The sequence below is a fragment of the Thermosphaera aggregans genome, from assembly GCF_014962245.1.
Taxonomy (GTDB): Archaea; Thermoproteota; Thermoprotei_A; order Sulfolobales; family Desulfurococcaceae; genus Thermosphaera; species Thermosphaera chiliense.
In genome coordinates, this window is sequence record NZ_CP063144.1 from 347,438 (window position 1) to 365,091 (window position 17,654).

Annotated in this window: 30 protein-coding genes and 1 tRNA gene; all 31 read left to right on the top strand. The window is 51.7% G+C overall.

Features of this window, described 5'->3' with window-relative positions; all coding sequences use genetic code 11:
- Positions 1 to 3 precede the first annotated feature (3 nt).
- The 31 genes from IMZ38_RS01995 to IMZ38_RS02140 all read left to right on the top strand — a co-directional run bounded on the left by IMZ38_RS01995 (position 4) and on the right by IMZ38_RS02140 (position 17,645).
- Positions 4 to 723 carry a 50S ribosomal protein L2 gene (locus IMZ38_RS01995; RefSeq protein ID WP_193436524.1) on the top strand — a complete coding sequence of 240 codons (720 nt, stop codon included), beginning with the start codon at positions 4 to 6 and terminating at the stop codon, positions 721 to 723.
- Positions 724 to 795: 72 nt separating this feature from the next.
- Entirely contained in the window at positions 796 to 1,719 is a 924-nt protein-coding gene (locus IMZ38_RS02000) for an AAA family ATPase (protein ID WP_193436525.1), read from the top strand.
- Positions 1,703 to 3,601 carry a VWA domain-containing protein gene (locus IMZ38_RS02005; RefSeq protein ID WP_193436526.1) on the top strand — a complete coding sequence of 633 codons (1,899 nt, stop codon included), beginning with the start codon at positions 1,703 to 1,705 and terminating at the stop codon, positions 3,599 to 3,601. The genes IMZ38_RS02000 and IMZ38_RS02005 overlap by 17 nt, the downstream gene beginning before the upstream one ends.
- Before the next feature lie 56 nt (positions 3,602 to 3,657).
- The gene (locus IMZ38_RS02010) at positions 3,658 to 4,095 is read left to right on the top strand and encodes a 30S ribosomal protein S19 (RefSeq protein ID WP_193436527.1); all 438 of its coding nucleotides are present in this window, start codon (positions 3,658 to 3,660) and stop codon (positions 4,093 to 4,095) included.
- An 8-nt stretch (positions 4,096 to 4,103) separates the two neighbouring features.
- The gene (locus IMZ38_RS02015) at positions 4,104 to 4,577 is read left to right on the top strand and encodes a 50S ribosomal protein L22 (RefSeq protein ID WP_193436528.1); all 474 of its coding nucleotides are present in this window, start codon (positions 4,104 to 4,106) and stop codon (positions 4,575 to 4,577) included.
- Between the two features lies 1 nt (position 4,578).
- Positions 4,579 to 5,265 (top strand): 30S ribosomal protein S3, encoded by a 687-nt coding sequence (locus IMZ38_RS02020; RefSeq protein WP_193436529.1) that lies wholly within the window; start codon positions 4,579 to 4,581, stop codon positions 5,263 to 5,265.
- Complete coding sequence (rpmC, locus tag IMZ38_RS02025) at positions 5,255 to 5,503, top strand: 50S ribosomal protein L29 (RefSeq protein ID WP_193436530.1); 249 nt, start codon at positions 5,255 to 5,257, stop codon at positions 5,501 to 5,503. The genes IMZ38_RS02020 and rpmC overlap by 11 nt, the downstream gene beginning before the upstream one ends.
- Entirely contained in the window at positions 5,484 to 5,759 is a 276-nt protein-coding gene (locus IMZ38_RS02030) for a ribonuclease P protein component 1 (protein WP_193436531.1), read from the top strand. The genes rpmC and IMZ38_RS02030 overlap by 20 nt, the downstream gene beginning before the upstream one ends.
- A 6-nt stretch (positions 5,760 to 5,765) precedes the next feature.
- Entirely contained in the window at positions 5,766 to 6,119 is a 354-nt protein-coding gene (locus IMZ38_RS02035) for a 30S ribosomal protein S17 (protein WP_193436532.1), read from the top strand.
- Positions 6,119 to 6,547, top strand: coding sequence for a 50S ribosomal protein L14 (locus IMZ38_RS02040; RefSeq protein ID WP_193436533.1), 429 nt, complete (start codon positions 6,119 to 6,121; stop codon positions 6,545 to 6,547). Before IMZ38_RS02035 ends, IMZ38_RS02040 begins: the two co-directional genes overlap by 1 nt.
- Before the next feature lie 11 nt (positions 6,548 to 6,558).
- A complete protein-coding gene (gene rplX / locus IMZ38_RS02045; protein WP_193436534.1) occupies positions 6,559 to 6,957 on the top strand; it encodes a 50S ribosomal protein L24 in 399 nt (132 codons plus the stop codon).
- A gap of 2 nt (positions 6,958 to 6,959) precedes the next feature.
- Positions 6,960 to 7,718: a 30S ribosomal protein S4e gene (locus IMZ38_RS02050; protein WP_193436535.1), complete on the top strand. Its 759-nt coding sequence runs from the start codon at positions 6,960 to 6,962 to the stop codon at positions 7,716 to 7,718.
- Positions 7,718 to 8,293 carry a 50S ribosomal protein L5 gene (locus tag IMZ38_RS02055; RefSeq protein ID WP_193436876.1) on the top strand — a complete coding sequence of 192 codons (576 nt, stop codon included), beginning with the start codon at positions 7,718 to 7,720 and terminating at the stop codon, positions 8,291 to 8,293. Before IMZ38_RS02050 ends, IMZ38_RS02055 begins: the two co-directional genes overlap by 1 nt.
- A gap of 1 nt (position 8,294) precedes the next feature.
- Positions 8,295 to 8,459 carry a 30S ribosomal protein S14 gene (locus IMZ38_RS02060; protein WP_193436536.1) on the top strand — a complete coding sequence of 55 codons (165 nt, stop codon included), beginning with the start codon at positions 8,295 to 8,297 and terminating at the stop codon, positions 8,457 to 8,459.
- Between the two features lie 41 nt (positions 8,460 to 8,500).
- On the top strand, positions 8,501 to 8,902 hold the full coding sequence (locus IMZ38_RS02065; protein ID WP_193436537.1) for a 30S ribosomal protein S8: 402 nt from the start codon (positions 8,501 to 8,503) through the stop codon (positions 8,900 to 8,902).
- Between the two features lie 10 nt (positions 8,903 to 8,912).
- The gene (locus IMZ38_RS02070; RefSeq protein WP_193436538.1) at positions 8,913 to 9,467 is read left to right on the top strand and encodes a 50S ribosomal protein L6; all 555 of its coding nucleotides are present in this window, start codon (positions 8,913 to 8,915) and stop codon (positions 9,465 to 9,467) included.
- Positions 9,464 to 9,889: a 50S ribosomal protein L32e gene (locus IMZ38_RS02075; protein WP_193436539.1), complete on the top strand. Its 426-nt coding sequence runs from the start codon at positions 9,464 to 9,466 to the stop codon at positions 9,887 to 9,889. Before IMZ38_RS02070 ends, IMZ38_RS02075 begins: the two co-directional genes overlap by 4 nt.
- A complete protein-coding gene (locus tag IMZ38_RS02080; RefSeq protein ID WP_193436540.1) occupies positions 9,886 to 10,344 on the top strand; it encodes a 50S ribosomal protein L19e in 459 nt (152 codons plus the stop codon). Before IMZ38_RS02075 ends, IMZ38_RS02080 begins: the two co-directional genes overlap by 4 nt.
- A gap of 9 nt (positions 10,345 to 10,353) precedes the next feature.
- Positions 10,354 to 10,950, top strand: coding sequence for a 50S ribosomal protein L18 (locus IMZ38_RS02085; protein WP_193436541.1), 597 nt, complete (start codon positions 10,354 to 10,356; stop codon positions 10,948 to 10,950).
- Positions 10,951 to 10,955: 5 nt separating this feature from the next.
- Positions 10,956 to 11,600, top strand: a complete 645-nt coding sequence (locus IMZ38_RS02090; RefSeq protein ID WP_193436542.1) for a 30S ribosomal protein S5 — start codon at positions 10,956 to 10,958, stop codon at positions 11,598 to 11,600.
- A gap of 10 nt (positions 11,601 to 11,610) precedes the next feature.
- Positions 11,611 to 12,105 carry a 50S ribosomal protein L30 gene (locus tag IMZ38_RS02095; protein ID WP_193436543.1) on the top strand — a complete coding sequence of 165 codons (495 nt, stop codon included), beginning with the start codon at positions 11,611 to 11,613 and terminating at the stop codon, positions 12,103 to 12,105.
- A 10-nt stretch (positions 12,106 to 12,115) separates the two neighbouring features.
- Complete coding sequence (locus tag IMZ38_RS02100) at positions 12,116 to 12,562, top strand: uL15 family ribosomal protein (protein WP_193436544.1); 447 nt, start codon at positions 12,116 to 12,118, stop codon at positions 12,560 to 12,562.
- A 158-nt stretch (positions 12,563 to 12,720) separates the two neighbouring features.
- Entirely contained in the window at positions 12,721 to 14,163 is a 1,443-nt protein-coding gene (gene secY / locus IMZ38_RS02105) for a preprotein translocase subunit SecY (RefSeq protein ID WP_193436545.1), read from the top strand.
- Positions 14,164 to 14,165: 2 nt separating this feature from the next.
- Positions 14,166 to 14,627, top strand: coding sequence for a 7tm Odorant receptor (locus IMZ38_RS02110; protein ID WP_193436546.1), 462 nt, complete (start codon positions 14,166 to 14,168; stop codon positions 14,625 to 14,627).
- 63 nt (positions 14,628 to 14,690) lie between these two features.
- Positions 14,691 to 14,963 carry a 50S ribosomal protein L34e gene (locus IMZ38_RS02115; protein WP_193436547.1) on the top strand — a complete coding sequence of 91 codons (273 nt, stop codon included), beginning with the start codon at positions 14,691 to 14,693 and terminating at the stop codon, positions 14,961 to 14,963.
- 47 nt (positions 14,964 to 15,010) lie between these two features.
- Entirely contained in the window at positions 15,011 to 15,553 is a 543-nt protein-coding gene (gene cmk, locus IMZ38_RS02120) for a (d)CMP kinase (RefSeq protein ID WP_193436877.1), read from the top strand.
- 31 nt (positions 15,554 to 15,584) lie between these two features.
- The gene (locus IMZ38_RS02125; RefSeq protein WP_193436548.1) at positions 15,585 to 15,875 is read left to right on the top strand and encodes a 50S ribosomal protein L14e; all 291 of its coding nucleotides are present in this window, start codon (positions 15,585 to 15,587) and stop codon (positions 15,873 to 15,875) included.
- 41 nt (positions 15,876 to 15,916) lie between these two features.
- Positions 15,917 to 16,207 (top strand): tRNA pseudouridine synthase A, encoded by a 291-nt coding sequence (locus IMZ38_RS07300; protein ID WP_227410900.1) that lies wholly within the window; start codon positions 15,917 to 15,919, stop codon positions 16,205 to 16,207.
- Positions 16,204 to 16,974, top strand: a complete 771-nt coding sequence (locus IMZ38_RS02130; RefSeq protein WP_227410901.1) for an RNA-guided pseudouridylation complex pseudouridine synthase subunit Cbf5 — start codon at positions 16,204 to 16,206, stop codon at positions 16,972 to 16,974. Before IMZ38_RS07300 ends, IMZ38_RS02130 begins: the two co-directional genes overlap by 4 nt.
- A 3-nt stretch (positions 16,975 to 16,977) precedes the next feature.
- Entirely contained in the window at positions 16,978 to 17,556 is a 579-nt protein-coding gene (locus tag IMZ38_RS02135) for a class I SAM-dependent methyltransferase (RefSeq protein WP_193436549.1), read from the top strand.
- A gap of 5 nt (positions 17,557 to 17,561) precedes the next feature.
- A tRNA-Ser gene (locus IMZ38_RS02140) sits at positions 17,562 to 17,645 on the top strand.
- Positions 17,646 to 17,654 lie beyond the last annotated feature (9 nt).

Consider the following 17,654-nt stretch of genomic DNA (forward strand, 5'->3'; position numbering starts at 1 on the left):
TGAATGGGTAAGAGGCTTATCATTCAGAGAAGGGGGCGTGGATCCCCTAATTTCAGGACACCGGATCACGTTCACGTAGCGCCGGCGAAATACCCGTTGATACCGTTCGACCAGACGTTTAAGGGAGTGGTAGCTGACTTCATCCACGACCCGGGCAGGTGGGTGCCTCTCGCAGAGATAGAGCTTGAGAACGGCCTGGTCTTCTACGTTCCAGCTGTCGAGGGGATGTATAAGGGGCAGGTTATTGAAGTAGGCCCTGCTGCGAAACCCGTTCACGGCAACATACTGCCCATAGGCTCAATACCCGAGGGAACCCAGATATGCAATATTGAGAAGAACCCGGGCGATGGCGGAAGGTTCGTGAGGTCTAGTGGAACCTACGCTATAATAGTTGGGAGAGCCGGGGGCAAGACCCAGGTCCAGCTCCCCAGCGGCAAGATCATTGAGGTGCCGAACGAGGCAAGGGCCATGGTAGGCGTTGTAGCCGGTGGGGGAAGGCTTGAGAAACCCTTGCTGAAAGCTGGCGCGTCATACTATAAGTGGAGCGCTAAGTCCAGGTGGTGGCCTAGGGTTAGAGGTGTGGCGATGAACGCTGCGTTCCACCCGCACGGTGGTGGAAGCCACCAGCATGTTGGAAGACCCTCGACAATCTCAAGGATGACTCCTCCGGGCAGGAAGGTCGGGCACATAGCTGCCAGGAGAACTGGCAGGAGGAAGGGTTAGGCTTTACAGCTTTTTCCAAGCTAAGGATTAATTAGGGGTTTCCCCTTAGATTTTCCTGAAAGGTTTCTGCAAATGACAGCAACTATTTCTCGAGACGATCCAGTGGTTAGGAAAGTGTTCGAAACCTACGAGCCCGTTGTCAAGCGCAGGGAAAGGGTTAGGGATCCTGAGGAGATCATAGAGGTTTTGAGAAGCGAGTTCAAGCTCGTTGTCAAGCCCTATGTAGTGTACTTGACGATTGCTTCATTCATGAATAATAGGCCTGTTCTCTACGAGGGCCCTCCCGGAACCGGGAAGACCGAGATAGGCGAGGCCATACTCTACCTATGGGCTGGTAAAACCCCTTTCATACTACCATGTAGCGAGAACTATGACGAGTACAGGGTTATAGGCGACTTCCACCCTGCCATGGCAATGGCTAAAGGCTTCAACGAGGAGAGCTTCATACCGAGGCCGCTTCTAGCAGCACTCATCATGGGGACAGGGGTCCTCATAGATGAGATAAGGAGGAGTAGTGAGGAGTTCCAGAACATGCTGCTCGACGTTATCGATAAGAGGAGGATTATCATACCGGAGCTGAAGAAGGTTTACAGCCAGGAGAGCGACGAGTTCCAAGTAGTCTTAACCAGCAACCCTCTTGACATAGCGCAGGGAGAGCTCAGCGATGCCTTCCTGAGAAGGGTTGTGAGGGTTGAGTTCAAATACCCGAGCATCGAGGAGGAGTACGAGATAGTGAGGCTTAAGCTAGGCTCCCTGTTCCAGAAGCTAAGGGATGATGATGTTTTGAAAGCACTATCCATTGTCAACAAGCTAAGGGAGAAGGCTAACTACAAGCCAGGGATATCAGACACGGTCACATGGCTAACCATGGCCGCGCTCCTGGCGGAGGCAAGGGGTAGGGAGAGGGTTGGGGATGAGGAGCTGAGGCAGGCCGGCTTGTCAACCCTTTACAAGAACCCTGAGGACGAGGAACTGGTTAATGAAGTCTTACGGTGAAGAATCACCCGAGGCTTTGAAAAAAGAGTTTTCTAGGAGAATAGAGGACTGGATCCGGGAAGCCTTCAAAGGAGCTGGGGCAACCGGGGTCTCCGTTGACAGGATAATTCTTTACGTCAAGCTCGGCCTCACGCTGGAGGGCTTGCTGAGGAGTCGCGAGCAGCTGGAGCAGTACAAGGACCTTCTCCGGGGCGCGCTCGGCCTTAAGCCCGTGGAGAAAACCGGGGAGGAGGTTTTAGCATCATTCAGCCTCGACCAGTCATTCCAGGCGAGGCTTTCAAGATCCAGGACCGTGAGGGTTTCAGACCTGTTGAGCAAGGATTCAACGCCTCAGCAGGTATTGGAGTATATCTGGTATAGGAAGACAGGGGTTATCCGGAGAAGCCGCAACGGAGGCTTCGTCGTAGATGCTGAGCGTTTAAGAAGCATGGGGGCCAGGGGCTCGATCACCGTTAAAGACCTAAACAAGTACCTTGGAGAGGTTCCCAGCCAGCTGTGGGGCAAGATTGTTTCAAGCAGTGTCCTGGAGAGGATGTCAAGGGATGAGATAGTCGAGTTTGCCAGCAGGTTCTACGGGAGAAACCCGGGGGTTGACAAGAGGATTGACCATGAAATCGCATCAAGGCTGAACGCTGGGTGGAGGCCTAGCCTTAACGAGTACCGGAGGATTGAGAGAGTTGTGAGCAGGGTTTCACCGAGGCTGAAAGCGAGCGCGCTACTCCCCTACATGCTTCCACAGGTTGACTCTAGCTTCCTGTCTAGAGATGATATGTCCCGGCTTGCGAAAAGGCTTGAGGAGCTCTCGTTGAGGGATAGGTGGAGGATTATCGACAAGATATACAAGAACCCTGGCTACGAGCCGTTGCTGAGCCAGCTTGGAGTTTTCTCACTAGCAGGTATTGGAAACCCTGACAGGCTTGGCGAGCCCTTGCGCTCGAAAACCATTCTCGGGCAATCCCTCATGAACTACGTCGCCTACCTCCTCACCCGAGACCCCTCATACCTCGACTACTCAATGTACCTGGCCTCCAGGGTGAACCCGGAGGCGCTGGAGCCGGGGCTGAGGAGGCTTCACGAGGGCTTGCAGGCTGGTGATTCCAGAAGGCTTATAACAATTATTGCCAGGCAGGACCCTGCTGAAGCTCTCGAGGCGTTATCGTACAAGCTGTGGGAGTATGTTTCAACCAGGGGGAGGCTTGAGGTTGAGCCCAGCATGTTGAGGAGGGCTGTTGAAATAGGCTGCATGATCTTGAACAGGGCTTGGGCTCGCAGAGGCGTTTCAGCTGAATGGAGGGTTTCAGCGAGGAGGGGCAGGGTGGATGTTAGGAAGACCATGTTTAAACATGTTAGAATGGATGAGACGATTGTCTACAGGAGGAGGGAGAGGAGGGTTAGGGTTGTAGGCGTTGTCGACGTGAGCGGGAGTATGTCAAGGTTTTCCCTATGGTCCATTCTCTCCCTGGCATCCCTGACCCCGGTTTTAAGCGGGGTTGTAATGTTCTCGGAGAAGCCCGTTATATATAGAGCGCCGGGGGCGAAAACCCAAAGGCTCCTCGTAAACTACCTGGAGAACCTTTTCCAGCAGGGTTTTAAAGGATACACCAACATCTCCAGCGCTCTCAGGGAGGCTTACAGGCTGAGCTTGAAAACAGGCTCCGGCAGGATCGTCTTGTTCACCGATCTTCAGCAGACAGTGCAGGATGTTGACCCGTGGGTTGAGGCGGCCGGGATCACGGGGAAGGGTGTGAAAGTGGTCGTGATAACTCCTTCCCAGGCTGACGAGAGGGTTGTCGAGTTGATGAGGAGTGCTGGATGCTTGGTTGAAGTAGTGTCGAGCCCTGAGAAGATACCAAAGATTTTAAAAAGGAAATTAAATGTTTAAAATACAGTCTAGCTTAGAATTAGATAACATATTGCTTACGTGCTGGGTGAACAGGGTTGGCGCTGAGTCTACAGGACCTGCCGGTTGAGTGGCGGAAGTTCAGGTATAGAGGCTACACTCTTGAAGAGTTGCTCAACATGCCGATGGATGACTTGATAAACCTCCTGCCCGCGAGGCAGAGGAGGAGTTTGAAGAGGGGTTTGACCAAGGCTCAGATCAGGCTTCTCGCAAGGATTAGGAAGGTTAGGAGCAACCCGGAGCTTGCCAGGAAGGGCGTGGTTAAAACACATGTTAGAGACATGATCATCCTCCCCGAGATGATCGGCTTGACAATAGCTATTTACAACGGCAAGGAGTTCGTCCCCGTTAAGATATCGCCTGAGATGATAGGGCACTACCTGGGAGAGTTCAGCATTACCACGAAGAAGGTAACCCACGGGGAGCCCGGGTTGAAGGCAACCCGTAGCAGCAGGTTCGTAGCGCTCGCTAAGTAGGTGGGAGCATGCCTACATGGCACTACTCGGTTAGCTTTCTCGACGAGTCAAAGATTGCTAAAGCAGCCAGGTACGATATTCCCGTGTCGATAAAGTACATGAGGGAGATTGCCTACACCTTGAAGGGAATGAAGCTCCAAGATGCTATAAGGTTCCTGGAAGACGTTTTGAAGATGAAGCAGGCAGTCCCGTTCAGAAGGTACACGGGCAAGCTGAGCCATAAGAAAGGGCTGGCTGACAGGTTTAAATGGCCTATTGGCAGGTACCCTGTGAAGGGTGCCAGGTACATGCTCGAGGTTTTAAGGAATGTTGAAGCAAACGCTGAGAACAAGGGCTTGGACAAGGAGAAGCTTGTGATAATCCACATAGCTGCTCACAAAGGGCTCACTCTTAAAAGATATATGCCAAGGGCTTTCGGAAGGGCAACCCCTAAGTACAGGAGATTGAGCAATGTCGAGGTAATTGTTAAAGAGGTGGGGTAGCATGGTGGGGCCAAGGGTTAAATCATACTTCCTATCTTATGGTTTGAAAAAGCTGATGATAGACGAGTTCCTCGCGAACTACTTCAAGGACGCCGGGTACGCCGGGGTGGAGGTTTTCAGGACCCCGACCGGCCACAGGGTTGTGATATACGCTGAGTACCCTGGCAGGCTAATAGGCAGGGGAGGGAGCGTTATCAAGAAGCTGACCACGATCCTCCAGACAAGGTTCGGGCTAGAGAACGTTAACATCACCGTCTCACCTGTGATGGACCCCGACTTGAACGCCAGGGTTGTCGCCTTCAGGATTGTCAGGGCTTTGGAGAAGGAGATACCGTTTAGAAGGGTTATGATGGGGATGTTGAAGAGGATTATGGATGCTGGCGCAGTAGGCGCTGAGATAATAATCAGCGGTAAGCTGAGAGGAGAGAGGGCTACTTACGAGAAGATGAGGGTTGGCAAGATATACAAGGCTGGCGAACCCGTTGAATACATTGTTGACAGGGCTGTTGCAAGAGCATTGCTCAAGCCCGGTATATACGGTGTTGAAGTATTGATTGTTAAACCCGGCATAAAGCTCCCCGACCACGTGGAGGTCAAGCCTGTGAAGCCTGAGGCTTTGAAGCAGGCGGCCCCGCAGCCAGGCGGGGAGGCAGAGGGCTCCCAGGAGGGTGGTGTAGTTGAAGGCTAGTGAGATAAGGAAGATGGCTCCGGAGGAGAGGCTGTTAAAGCTTAACGAGCTCAGGCTGGAGCTTGTCAAGCTCAGGCTTCAGTCAAAGGTCGGTACCTTGACGAACACTGCCAGGATTAGGAATGTTAGACGGGATATTGCTAGAATACTCACGGTTATGCGCGAGGAATCAGCAAAGGGTAGGCAACAGGCTGAAGAGGTTAAGGAGGAGGTTCCTGTTGAAGAGGAGAAGCAGTAACCTAGTATACCACGAGCTCATAGGCCTTAAGGCTCGTGTCGTAGAATACTCCGACCCATCCGTCAAGGGTTTCGAGGGAGTGGTGGTTGATGAAACCCTTAAGACCCTTGTACTCGAGAACTCTTCCCGCAGAATACGCGTTTTCAAGGAGAACGGTGTTTTCGAGTTCACGCTTCCAGATGGTGGAAGCGTGGTTATTAAAGGGTTTAAGATATTGGGTAGACCTTGGGAACGTGTTAAAATGGTTTTGAGGTAGGTTTGCATGAGCAGGGCTCAGGTTAACAATATAGGTTTAGAGGGCTTAACCCCGCCGGAGAGGACTTGCGAGGACCCTAAGTGCCCGTGGCACGGGCATGTCAAGGTTAGAGGGGTCGTGCTAACCGGGGTTGTGAGCAAGAGGAAGGCTCACGGAATGGTCGTGGTGAGGCACGACTACCTTCATTATGTTAAGAAGTTCATGAGGTATGAGAAGAGGAAGAAGCATATTCACGCCCACCTCCCGCCCTGCATAGAGGTAAGGGAGGGTGATACTGTAGTAATAGGTGAGACCCGCCCCCTCTCTAAGACTGTTTCCTTCGTTGTCCTAGCAGTGGTTAAGAAGGCAGGTGGTGTCTGATGGGTGCTAAGAGAGCTGTAGCCGGCAAGCCAGCCTTCTCCAGGAGAAGGGTTAACACAGGGCTTCAGGTTCAAACAGTAGCCAAGGTGGCTGACAACAGCGGCGCTAAGGAAGTAATGATAATCGGCGTGCCAGGCTATCATGGAAGGCTGAGGAGGGTTCCCCCAGCAGGCGTTGGAGACCTTGTCGTGGTGAGCGTTAAGAAAGGGATCCCGGAGATGAGGAAGCAGGTGTTTAAGGCAATAGTTGTGAGGCAGAGGAGGCCTTACAAGAGGGCTGACGGCACCTGGATTGCTTTCGAGGACAACGCTGTGGTTATACTGACCCCTGAGGGAACGCCTAAGGGAAGCGAGATCAGGGGGCCTATCGCGAGGGAGGCAGCGGAGAGGTGGCCCCAGATAGCTAATCTTGCATCAATGATTATTTAGGAGGTGTGTTTATGGCTGTCACAGCTTCACATAAACCAGGCAAGCAGAGGAAGGCTCTCGCCGAGATGCCCCTGCACTTGAGGAGGAAGCTTCTAACAGCAAGGCTCAGCGACGAGCTCGTGGAGAAGTACGGTGTTAAAAGGCTCCCGGTGAGGAAAGGAGACACCGTGCTGGTTATGAGGGGTGATTTCCAGGGAGCTGAGGGCAAGGTTGTCAGGGTGGATTTGAAGAGGGCGAGGATCTTTATAGAAGGGGTTCAGAAGAAGAAGGCTGATGGAACCCCTGTCTACGTTCCAATCCACCCCAGCAAGGTCATGATTACGAAGCTTGATCTCAGCGACAAGCTCCGCCTCAAAATCGTTGAGAGGCGGAGGGGTAAGACCGAGGAGTCGAAGAAGGAGGGTGAGTAGTCATGGGTAGTATGGGTGGAACCAGGCATTTAAAAGCCATAGCAGCCCCGAGGTACTGGCCGATACTTAGGAAGGAGTATAAATGGGTTGTCAAACCCAGCCCCGGCCCTCACGCAATAGCCAGGTCCATCCCGCTCCTACTTGTCGTAAGGGATGTGCTGAGGCTTGCTAAAACAGGGAGGGAGGCTCGGAGGCTGATAAGCGAAGGATATTTCAAAGTAGACGGGAAGGTTAGGAGGAGTTACAAGTTCCCTGTTGGAATGATGGATGTTATTGAAGTAGTAGGTGTTAACGAGTACTATAGAGTAGTCCCAGTCCCCTCTAAAGTCCTCGACCTGGTGAAGATCACCAGGGAGGAGGCATCGTTCAAGCTTGTCAGAATAGAGGATAAGACAACGGTTAAAAACGGGCACATCCAGCTAAACCTTCACGACGGCAGGAACATTCTCATCAGGGTTAACGACCCCAGGAACCCTGTCGAAGATGTTTACGAAACCCTGGGCGTTCTCCAGATATCGGTGCCCAGTCAGGAAATACTCAACTACATCCCGCTGAAAGAAGGCGTCATCGCCATCATCTCCGGTGGTAGGAACGTTGGAAGAGTTGGCAGGATTGTCTCAATCCACAGGGGTATGAGAAGGCATAGGAGTATTGTAACCATTGAGGATAAGACTGGGGCAAGGGTTCAGACAAGCCTTGACTACATCTTCCCGATAGGTGTTGATAAGCCGTTGATAACGCTTCCCGAGGGTGCTTGGTGATGTCCACGGCAACAGTGTTAACCCCTGATGTTGAGAAGAAGATTATTGAGAAGTGGAATAGCAACCCAATGCTCAAGCCCAGGATAAGCAAGGTTACGGTTAACATTGGAGTAGGGGCTGAGACCGACAAGCTTCCAAAGGCTTTGAAAGTCCTAGAGGAGTTGACCGGTGCCAAGCCTGTCCCGAGAAGGGCGAAGAAGACTATCAAGGACTTTAACATTAGAAAGGGCGAGAACATTGCTGCAATAGTCACGCTGAGAGGGGACAAGGCCAGGGAGTTCCTCCGCAAGGTTTTCGAGACCCTCGGCTACAGGCTTAAAGCATCCTACTTCGACGACTACGGGAACGTTAGCGTGGGGATTAAGGAGCACATACACATGCCAGGGGTAAGGTACGACCCCGAGATAGGTGTTTTCGGAATGGATGTCGCTATAACTATTGAGAGACCCGGGTACAGGGTGATGAGGAGGAAGCGTTGCAGGAAGAGGAGGATTCCTAGGAGGCACCGGGTGAGCAAGCTTGAAGCAATGGTTTTCCTGAAAAACGAGTTCGGCATTGAAATAGTGGGTGAGTAGGATGGGCAAGTTCAAACAGCCTAAAATACACAAGTATGGGCGTGGAGTCCAGGAGTGCCAGAGATGCGGTTCGAGAGACGCTGTTATCCAGGCGTACGGGCTCTACCTGTGCAGGCAGTGCTTCCGCGAGGTAGCGGGGACGATAGGGTTTAAGAAGTACAGTTAAAAAGGTGGTGTGTGGATTTAAGGAGGAGAGGTGTTTAACCCATGGTGGTCATGGACACGCTTTCAAACGCGCTTTCGGCAATACAGAACGCTGAGGTAAGGGCGAAGAGCGAGGTAGTGCTCTGGCCAGCGTCTAAGCTGGTTTTAAACGTTCTAAGAGTTTTGCAGAGAGAAGGGTATGTCGGCGAGTTCGAGTATATTGACGACGGGAGATGGGGGAAGATAAAAGTACAGCTTCTCGGAAGGATTAACAAGATAGGTGTTGTTAAGCCGAGGCACCCTGTCTCGTACAGGGAGCTCGAGGAGTTCCCGGAGTGGCTTAAAAGATACCTGCCAGCCTACAACATCGGGATATTAATAGTCAGCACATCCCAGGGCGTTATGTCGCACAAGGAGGCTGTTGAAAAGAAGACTGGCGGGGTACTGCTAGCCTACTGCTACTGAGGTGGCCCGCATGGTTAGGAGGCTTCACATCGCGGAATCCGTTGAAATCCCCGAGAACGTCACAGTCACTGTTGACGGTTTGAAAGTGGTTGTGAAGGGCCCGAAGGGAGAGCTGTCAAGGGACTTCTCCTACGCAAGGGATATTACGATAAGGCTTGAGGATGGAAGAGTTGTTGTCGAAGCATTCCTCGCTGACAGGAGGAAGAAGGCGCTGGCAGGGACGATAGCTGCTCATATAAGAAACATGATCACGGGCGTGACAAAGGGGTACCGGTACAAGCTGAAAATAATCTCGTCGCACTTCCCAATGACGGTTGTGGTTGACGAGAAGAACAGGATTGTCAGGATAAAGAACTTCATAGGAGAAAAAGCCGACAGGATCGCTAAGATCTACGGGAACGCCAAGGTCAAGGTCAGCGGGAGCGACGTGATAGTGGAAGGGCTGGACATTGAGGAGGTTGGGTTGACAGCTGCAAGCATTGAAAGGGCTACGAAGATACCTGATAGGGATAGGCGTGTTTTCTCAGATGGAATATTTATTTACGAGAAGGGTGAGGCTGTATGAGCAGCGGTTTCGAGAGATTATTGAGGCTAAGGAATGAGATGAACAAGGAGAGGCCGGAGTTCCTCAGGCATTTATGGTGGAAGAAGCCGAAGTTCAAGAACGAGCCCAAGTGGAGGAAGCCCAAGGGTATTGATAACAAGATGAGGAGGCAGCTTAAAGGATTCCCACCGGTTGTTAAGATAGGCTACAGGGGTCCAAGCCTAGCGAGAGGCCTCCACCCGACCGGCTTGAAACCCGTCGTGGTTCACAATGTGAGCGAGCTTGAAGGACTGAACCCTGCTACAACAATAATATACATATCCGGTACGGTTGGCTTCAGGAAGAGGGTTGAAATATTCAACGCGGCATTGTCCAAGGGCTTCAGGATTGCTAACCCGCCGAGAATCATACAGTCTTCAACCATGGGAGGTGTTGGTCAATGAGCGATCTATCCCTGCAGAAAAGGCTTGCAGCAGAGATCCTTGGAGTAGGGGTTTCAAGGATAAGGATTGACCCGTCAAGGGCTGAGGAGGTAAGCGGCGCGATAACGAGGGAGGAGGTTAAGAGACTGGTGAAGGACGGGGCTATATGGGTTGAACCCGTACACGGGATCGCAGGGGTTAGCTCGAAGGTTAGGAAAACCCAGAGGGCTAAGGGCAGGAGGAGGGGTCAGGGTAAGAGGAAGGGTGTTAAAACAGCAAGGCTTGGCGAGAAGGAGGCGTGGATGGGAAGGATTAGGAAGATTAGAAGGTTCCTCAGATACCTCAGGGATAAGAACTTGATCGACAAGAGGACTTATAGAAGGCTCTACAGGCTTGCCAAGGGCGGTGCTTTCAAGAACCTTTCATCCCTCAAGCTCTACTTGAAGGAGAACAAGATCTTGAAGGAGGTTAAATAGGTGTCCTGAATGGCGAAGGGTCCAAGGTACAAGGTTCCGAGAAGGAGGAGAAGGGAGGGTAAGACAAACTACTATAAGAGATATGTCATGATACTTTCCAAACACCCGAGGTTTGTTGTTAGGAAAACGCTCAACTACATATGGGTTCAAATCATCGAGGCGAAGCCTGAGGGAGACGTGGTTATAGCGGCGGCTCACTCCAGGGAGCTGGTTAAAAAGTATGGGTGGAAAGCAGGCACCTGCAACACGCCCTCAGCCTACTTAACAGGCTTGCTTGCTGCCTGCAGGGCTTTGAAGAAGGGTGTTGAGTTCGCAACCCCTGACATCGGGCTGCACTCCTCGAGGAAGGGGGCAATAGTATATGCGGCGATAAAAGCAGCTAACGATGCAGGCTTGAAAGTACCGGTTAGCGAGGAAGTGGTCCCATCTGAGGAGAGAATTAGGGGTGAGCACATCTCAGAATACGCTAAAATACTAAGCGAGAAGGGTTTATTAGAGAAGAGGTTTTCAAAATACCTTGCTAACGGTTTAAACCCCGTTGACCTTCCCTCACACTTCGACGAGGTTAAGGAGAGGATTATGAAGGATTGCGGGGTGAAGGGGTGATTTAAATGGCTATGAGCGCGGTGGACAAAGTTGCCCTGGAGAGATGGGTTCCCAGGACCAGAGTAGGCAGGATGGTTGTCGAAGGCAAGATCACCAGTTTGAAGGAGATATTCGACAGGAACCTCCCATTGCTGGAGCCGGAGATAGTGGACTACCTCCTCCCCGATCTCAAATACGAGAGGATTGACGCTGGCATTGTTCAGAAAATGACAGATGCTGGAAGGAGGACGAAGTTCAGGGTTGTCGTAGTAATAGGCAACGGCAACGGGTTCGTGGGCGTGGGCTCAGGCAAGGCTAAGCAGTACACTGATGCCCTGGCCAAGGCGATTAGGAACGCGAAGCTCAACATAACCCCGATCAGGAGAGGGTGCGGGAGCTGGGAGTGCAGGTGCGGAGAGCCTCACAGCGTCCCGTTCACGGTTACCGGGAAGAGCGGGAGCGTTGAGATCATTATTAAGCCAGCGCCTAAGGGAACAGGGCTTGTAGCCGGAGATATTGGTAAAGTGGTTTTGAGAATGGCCGGTATCAAGGATGCGTGGACGGAGTCTTTTGGCGAGACAAGGACATCCCTGAACTTTGCAAAGGCAACGTTGAATGCTTTAAGGAACACGTACAGGTTTGTAACACCTGTTGACTGGTTGAAAGGCTGAGGTGGTTTAAATGGTTGCTGAACTCTACGCTATAATAAGGCTCAGGGGCTTGGCGGACACCCCGCCCGACGTCGAGCACGCGTTGAAACTGCTCAGGCTTCACAGGAAATACCACCTGGTCATCTACCCGTCAGACCTTCCCGGGCTGAAAGGCGTGTTGGAAACCGTCAAGGACTGGGTCACATGGGGCGAGATTTCAAGGGAAACCCTTATCGAACTGTTGAGGAGTAGGGGGAGAACCATCGGCGGCAGAAAGCTTACCGATGAGTACGTTAACGAGAAGCTGAAACACCTAGGCATAACCGGCGGGATAGAAGGGTTAGCGGACGCGTTGCTAGAGGGGCGTGTCAGGCTTCACGAGATAGACAGCCTGGTTAAACCTGTTTTCAGAATGCACCCGCCGAGAGGAGGGTTTAAGAGGAGCATTAAGAAATCAGTAGGGAATAGCGGGGAGCTAGGCTACAGGGGTAAGGCGATTAACGATTTAATAATGAAAATGATCTAGGGTGATTGGAATGGTTGTGAGAAAGGAGAAAAAATCCAGAAAGCTCCGCGGCAGGACCAGGACAATGGGATGGGGAAGGGTTGGCCAGCACAGGAAGAGCGGTTCAAGAGGCGGCTTCGGAGCTGTTGGAATGCACAAGCACAAGTACTTATGGGTTATAAAGAACGCTCCCAGATGGTACGGGAAGCACGGGTTCACCTCACCATGGAGCGTTAGGGAAGAGGTCAGGGCTATAAACGTTGGCGAGCTCGACGAGATAGCCAGGAGGCTTGAGCAGGAGGGTAAGGCGGTGGTTGAGAACGGGCTAGTAGTGATTAACACTGTGGAAATGGGTTATAACAAAGTGCTGGGGAGAGGAAGGGTTTCCGGGAAGCTAAAGGTTATTGCTGAGTATGTTTCCGAGGAGGCTAAGAGGAAGATCGAGGAGGCAGGCGGTAGGGTAGAGGTTTTAGAGTAGCATCATTCAATACTCCCTACGCACATCTTTCTCCTCACAAGTTAACGGTTGCCTCAGGCATTTCTCAATGTTTCAGCGTGCGGAATTAGGTATTTAAACGATTTATCAGTATTATTAAGGAGTCTAGAAGTGAATACTAAGAGGTAACGGTGTCGGCGATGGGAGTGCTCGACGTAATGGCTAAGATTGCTGATTACATGCCCACTGCTGTCAAGCCGTCTACAAAGCCCTCTCTCTACGAGAGGCTTTTCTGGACGGCAATAGCCCTGGTAGTCTACTTGATCATGGCTAACACCCCCTTGTACGGTATTGTACAGGCCGGTCCCGAGCAGATCCTCCTGGTTCAAATAATTTTCGCATCAAACCGTGGTACTTTAATGGAGCTCGGGATTGGACCTATAGTGACAGCGGGCTTGATAATGCAGATCCTAGTTGGGGCTAAGCTCATAGATCTAGATTTAACCAACCCGGAGAACCGGAAAAAGTTCACTGCTGCACAGAAAACCCTCGGAGTCTTCCTAGCAGGCTTCGAGGCAGCCATGTACGTGCTATCCTGCAGGTACTGGTACCCTACGGGCGGAAACCCCTTCCTCCAGTGCAGTGCATCCTGGACCACCCGTCTAATAGTGTGGGCACAGCTGTTCCTTGCATCATATATGGTTATCATGCTTGATGAAATGATTCAGAAAGGCTGGGGGCTGGGCTCAGGGGTTTCACTATTCATCCTGTCAGGTGTTGCCACAACAATCTTCTGGAACCTGTTCAGCCCCTTCACGCTTTCAACCGAAGCAGGCGGGGTGGAGCCCGTTGGCTTCATACCTTACGTGATATCGAGGATTCAGGCAGGGGGCGGGCTGGGGGACATATTGATCCGGCCTGGGGGGAGGGATTTAACAGGACTTATGGCAACCATTGTGATAATCTTCGTCCTACTATATCTCGACGCGATGAAGATTGAGATACCGGTTTCAACACCTAAAATGTATACTGTGAAGTCGAGGATCCCGTTGAAACTGCTCTACGTTGCAAACATCCCGATACTGTTCGTGGGCATCCTGTACGCTAACATCCTGGTGTTCGCAACCATCTTTAGAACATATCTCGGAGGGATCCTGCCGGCTTGGGTTGTCGAGTTGCTTGCAAAGTATGATGAGAACGGGAGGTTGATCGGCGGGTTAGCCTACTATTTGGCATCCCCCAACGGACTTTACAGCGTGTTCGCGGACCCTGTTCACATAATAGTCTACTCTGTCCTAGTAGTGATCCTGGCGATAATGTTCGGGTTGATGTGGGTTGAGGTTTCAGGGCTCAGCCCTGCTGCGCAGGCTGAGGAGCTTGTTAACAGCGGTTTCGAAATCCCCGGCATGAGGAGGAATCCGAAAATCCTGGAGAGCATGCTGGCGAAGTACATCTACCCGTTAACAGTGCTGTCAAGCATTATAGTAGCGTTGATAGCGGTCACGGCGGACGTGTTCGGCGCGTATGGAACCGGCACCGGTCTCCTACTAGCCATAGGCATTGTTCAACAGTACTACATGCTGATAGCTTACGAGAGAACGCTTGAGGCCTACCCGCTCCTCAAGCGGTTGGTTGGAGAGTAGTCATGATAATTTCAATAGTGGTTTTCACAAGCATTCTCTTCTCGCTAAGCATAGGCTTCATAATCGGGAAGGTCAGGTCTCTCGAATACTTTAAGGAAGCGGTCGAGGTTTACAGGAGCGTTCAAATCCCCGAAACCCCTAGGAGCAAGGGCGATGTGAGGCGGATCAGGAGGTACAGGCTCATGGTTAAAACAGCTAAGAGGAGGATGCTCCTCCTGTTTCTAACACAGTTCTCAGTGTTCATAGGCATGTATGTCTTAATGCTGCTAACCGTTATCACTATTGCTTCATGGACGGGTGTTGAATGGGTTGAAATACCCGTGGCCATACCCCTCCTCTCAGTGCCTTTAGAGGAGGGGGGTTTCACAACCCATGTAACCTTCATCTCCATTCTCGCCTTCGCCCTACCCCTCTACTTCGTTAACAAGAAGGTTAAGCTCTCCGAGGAGCCATCTCCTCCATAAAATTTAAGAAATCCTTACAATATTCATGAAACAATAGGCTAAGCCTGCTTACGGTGATCACTCATGCCGCGCCCAATGCTCAGGACAAGGAGCTGGAGAAGGGTAAGCGTTAGAACACCGTCCGGCAGGGTAGTGGTTCACTACGAGAAGAGGAGGCCAGGCGTTGCCAAGTGCTCGGTTTGCGGGAAACCCTTGAACGGTGTCCCCTCGCTCAGGCCCTCCAAGATGTCCAAGCTTGCTAAAACCGAGAAGAGACCTGAGAGAATGTACGGCGGCGTTGTCTGCCCCGACTGCCTTGCAAGAGGGCTGAGGGAAGCGGTTAGAGCGCAGCTGTAGCGGCTCAGCCAGCCTTGTCCCAACTCTAAAGGAGAGTGCCACGGGTCTTGGTTAGAATAGCGGTCAGCGGCCCCCCGGGTAGCGGGAAGACTACTCAGGCTAAGAAGATTGCGGAGCACTACGGGTTGAAATACTTCTCCGCGGGCGAGATATTCAGGGAGTACGCGAGATCCAGGGGGCTATCCCTTGAGGAGCTCAGCCTGCTGGCCGTGAAGGATCCAAGGATAGACTTGGAAATAGATAGGAGGACCATGGAGGTTGCCAGGGAGGACAACATCGTACTGGACGGGCATCTCTCAGCATGGATTGTCTCGGACATGATGGATGTTAAAATACTTGTTACCGCGCCAGTATCTCTCAGGATCCTCAGGATTGCAGGCAGGGATAACATACCCTTGGAGAAGGCTTACAGGGAGACAATTATCAGGGAGAACGCACAGAGGAAAAGGTTCATGGAGTTTTACGGCATAGACCTCGACGACCTATCCATCTTCGACGTCGTAATCAATACAAAGATAATAGGGGTTGACGAGGCCTTTCAGATCATTAGGACTGTTATAGATAAGGTTTTAAAGGGAGATCGTGGTTAAACGATTAGGAGATATATAGAGGTGTTTACCCATGCCGGCTATTGAAATAGGCAGGATATGTGTTAAGGTTGCTGGTAGGGAGGCTGGACGTAAATGCGTGGTTGTCGACATTGTTGATGAAAACTTCGTAATCGTGACAGGCCCCAAGTCCTTAACCGGGGTTAGGAGGAGGAAGACCAATATAAAGCATATTGAGCCAACCGACAAGATCGTGAACATCCCGAAAGGCGCTAGCGACGAGGATGTTTTAAAAGCCATCGGCACCTCAGGCTTAACAGACTTTATGACACAGGTTGTTAAGCCAAAGCTCTCTCCTATTTAAGCTGTTAACAAAATATTTTGTTTACAAGGTGTTCATGTTTTATGAGCTTAGCCGCTAAAGGCGTGGAGTTTATAGACTACATAACCAGGAAAGCCGGCTACGAGAATAAGTGGATAATCCTCAGAGATGTTGAAACAGACCCTTCACACGGGAAGCTCCCGTACGAGAGAAGCATTGAAGAACACATATCGTACGGCGTGATAAACCTGGATAAGCCTCCGGGCCCAACCAGCCACGAGGTTGTAGCATGGGTTAAGAAGCTGTTCAACATTGACAAAGCCGGTCACGGGGGTACCCTAGAGCCCGCGCGGGGCGGGGAAACCCCAAGGTGACCGGTGTCTTACCGGTAGGGCTGGACAATAGCACAAAGGTTATTGGCAACGTCGTCCACTCGGTTAAGGAGTACGTGATGGTGATACAGTTCCACGGGGACGTGGAGATCGGGAAGCTTACTGAAGCATTGAAATACTTCACCGGCGAAATATATCAGAGACCGCCCCTCAGGTCAAGCGTGAAAAGAGTTTTGAGAACCAGGAGGATTCACGAGATAGAGCTCATCGACTTCAAGGACAGGTTCGCTCTCGTCAAGGCTTCATGCGATCCTGGAACATACATGAGAAAGCTCGCGCACGATATTGGGTTATACACCGGGGTAGGGGCTCACATGAGGGAGTTGAGGAGGACGAGGACAGGCCCCTACAGGGAGGATGAAACACTTGTAAAACTCCAGGATGTCAGCGAGGCACTGTACCTCTGGAGGTTTGAAAAAGATGAGAGGATGCTTAGAAGAATAATCCTGCCAGTTGAGACAGCGGTGACACACCTTCCTAAGATAGTGATCAATGACTTAGCTGTTGACGCGATCGCTCACGGAGCAAGCCTAGCAGCCCCCGGCGTGGTAAGGCTTACCGAGAACGTTTCAGCAGGGGCTACCGTGGCTGTTTTCACGCTTAAGGGAGAACTGGTCGCCCTGGCCAAGGCGTTGAAGAATGCTCGCGAAATAGCTTCGATGGAGAAAGGCATAGTTGCAAAGACGAAGAGGGTTTTAATGCCTACTGGCGTGTACCCCAGGTTCTGGAAGACCGGTGGAAAGGGCTAGCTAATGCATTATTTCAAGCCCGGTAAACCCGGAGAGAAGGTTTTAATCCCCTTCACAATACACGGGCACACTTTCGAGTTCGTCTCATACACGAGCCTTTTCTCGGGCAAGCAGGTGGACGAGGGGACGAGGCTCCTGCTTGAAAACATCAAAACCCCTGCTGAGGGAGAGGTTTTAGATGTCGGATGCGGGTACGGCGTGATAGGTATTGTGCTAGCTAAGCTCAACCCGAGGCTCAGGGTTTACATGACAGATGTGAACCCGCTTGCCGTTAAAACAGCCGAGCACAACGCGGTGTTAAACAGGGTTAGGGACAGGGTTTTAATCCTGCAGGGAGACAGGTATGAGCCTGTAAAGGATAAGGTTTTCAACGCGATATACTCCAACCCTCCCTTGTCAGCAGGCATGAGGATTGTTGAGGAAATAGTGCTGGGAGCGGCTAACCATTTAGCGCCGGGAGGGTTCGCACAGTTTGTTCTAGCCAGAGGAGGTGACTACCTGAGGAGAAAGGCGGCGGAGACCTACAGGGTTGTTGAAGCCCGTAGTAAAAAAGGTTATATTCTCCTATACCTAGAACCATAATAGGAGCCGGGGTGCCCGAGCGGTCTAAGGGGCTGGCCTTGAGAGCCAGTGGGCGCACGCCCGCGCGGGTTCAAATCCCGCCCCCGGCGCTGCCTTAC

Bases quoted from the DNA above. Each gene is read 5' to 3' on its own strand.
- IMZ38_RS01995 (WP_193436524.1), top strand. From the start codon at position 4: ATGGGTAAGAGGCTTATCATTCAGAGAAGGGGGCGTGGATCCCCTAAT.
- IMZ38_RS02000 (WP_193436525.1), top strand. From the start codon at position 796: ATGACAGCAACTATTTCTCGAGACGATCCAGTGGTTAGGAAAGTGTTC.
- IMZ38_RS02005 (WP_193436526.1), top strand. From the start codon at position 1,703: ATGAAGTCTTACGGTGAAGAATCACCCGAGGCTTTGAAAAAAGAGTTT.
- IMZ38_RS02015 (WP_193436528.1), top strand. From the start codon at position 4,104: ATGCCTACATGGCACTACTCGGTTAGCTTTCTCGACGAGTCAAAGATT.
- IMZ38_RS02020 (WP_193436529.1), top strand. From the start codon at position 4,579: ATGGTGGGGCCAAGGGTTAAATCATACTTCCTATCTTATGGTTTGAAA.
- IMZ38_RS02035 (WP_193436532.1), top strand. From the start codon at position 5,766: ATGAGCAGGGCTCAGGTTAACAATATAGGTTTAGAGGGCTTAACCCCG.
- IMZ38_RS02040 (WP_193436533.1), top strand. From the start codon at position 6,119: ATGGGTGCTAAGAGAGCTGTAGCCGGCAAGCCAGCCTTCTCCAGGAGA.
- rplX (WP_193436534.1), top strand. From the start codon at position 6,559: ATGGCTGTCACAGCTTCACATAAACCAGGCAAGCAGAGGAAGGCTCTC.
- IMZ38_RS02050 (WP_193436535.1), top strand. From the start codon at position 6,960: ATGGGTAGTATGGGTGGAACCAGGCATTTAAAAGCCATAGCAGCCCCG.
- IMZ38_RS02055 (WP_193436876.1), top strand. From the start codon at position 7,718: ATGTCCACGGCAACAGTGTTAACCCCTGATGTTGAGAAGAAGATTATT.
- IMZ38_RS02060 (WP_193436536.1), top strand. From the start codon at position 8,295: ATGGGCAAGTTCAAACAGCCTAAAATACACAAGTATGGGCGTGGAGTC.
- IMZ38_RS02065 (WP_193436537.1), top strand. From the start codon at position 8,501: ATGGTGGTCATGGACACGCTTTCAAACGCGCTTTCGGCAATACAGAAC.
- IMZ38_RS02070 (WP_193436538.1), top strand. From the start codon at position 8,913: ATGGTTAGGAGGCTTCACATCGCGGAATCCGTTGAAATCCCCGAGAAC.
- IMZ38_RS02075 (WP_193436539.1), top strand. From the start codon at position 9,464: ATGAGCAGCGGTTTCGAGAGATTATTGAGGCTAAGGAATGAGATGAAC.
- IMZ38_RS02080 (WP_193436540.1), top strand. From the start codon at position 9,886: ATGAGCGATCTATCCCTGCAGAAAAGGCTTGCAGCAGAGATCCTTGGA.
- IMZ38_RS02085 (WP_193436541.1), top strand. From the start codon at position 10,354: ATGGCGAAGGGTCCAAGGTACAAGGTTCCGAGAAGGAGGAGAAGGGAG.
- IMZ38_RS02090 (WP_193436542.1), top strand. From the start codon at position 10,956: ATGGCTATGAGCGCGGTGGACAAAGTTGCCCTGGAGAGATGGGTTCCC.
- IMZ38_RS02095 (WP_193436543.1), top strand. From the start codon at position 11,611: ATGGTTGCTGAACTCTACGCTATAATAAGGCTCAGGGGCTTGGCGGAC.
- IMZ38_RS02100 (WP_193436544.1), top strand. From the start codon at position 12,116: ATGGTTGTGAGAAAGGAGAAAAAATCCAGAAAGCTCCGCGGCAGGACC.
- secY (WP_193436545.1), top strand. From the start codon at position 12,721: ATGGGAGTGCTCGACGTAATGGCTAAGATTGCTGATTACATGCCCACT.
- IMZ38_RS02110 (WP_193436546.1), top strand. From the start codon at position 14,166: ATGATAATTTCAATAGTGGTTTTCACAAGCATTCTCTTCTCGCTAAGC.
- IMZ38_RS02115 (WP_193436547.1), top strand. From the start codon at position 14,691: ATGCCGCGCCCAATGCTCAGGACAAGGAGCTGGAGAAGGGTAAGCGTT.
- IMZ38_RS02125 (WP_193436548.1), top strand. From the start codon at position 15,585: ATGCCGGCTATTGAAATAGGCAGGATATGTGTTAAGGTTGCTGGTAGG.
- IMZ38_RS07300 (WP_227410900.1), top strand. From the start codon at position 15,917: ATGAGCTTAGCCGCTAAAGGCGTGGAGTTTATAGACTACATAACCAGG.
- IMZ38_RS02135 (WP_193436549.1), top strand. From the start codon at position 16,978: ATGCATTATTTCAAGCCCGGTAAACCCGGAGAGAAGGTTTTAATCCCC.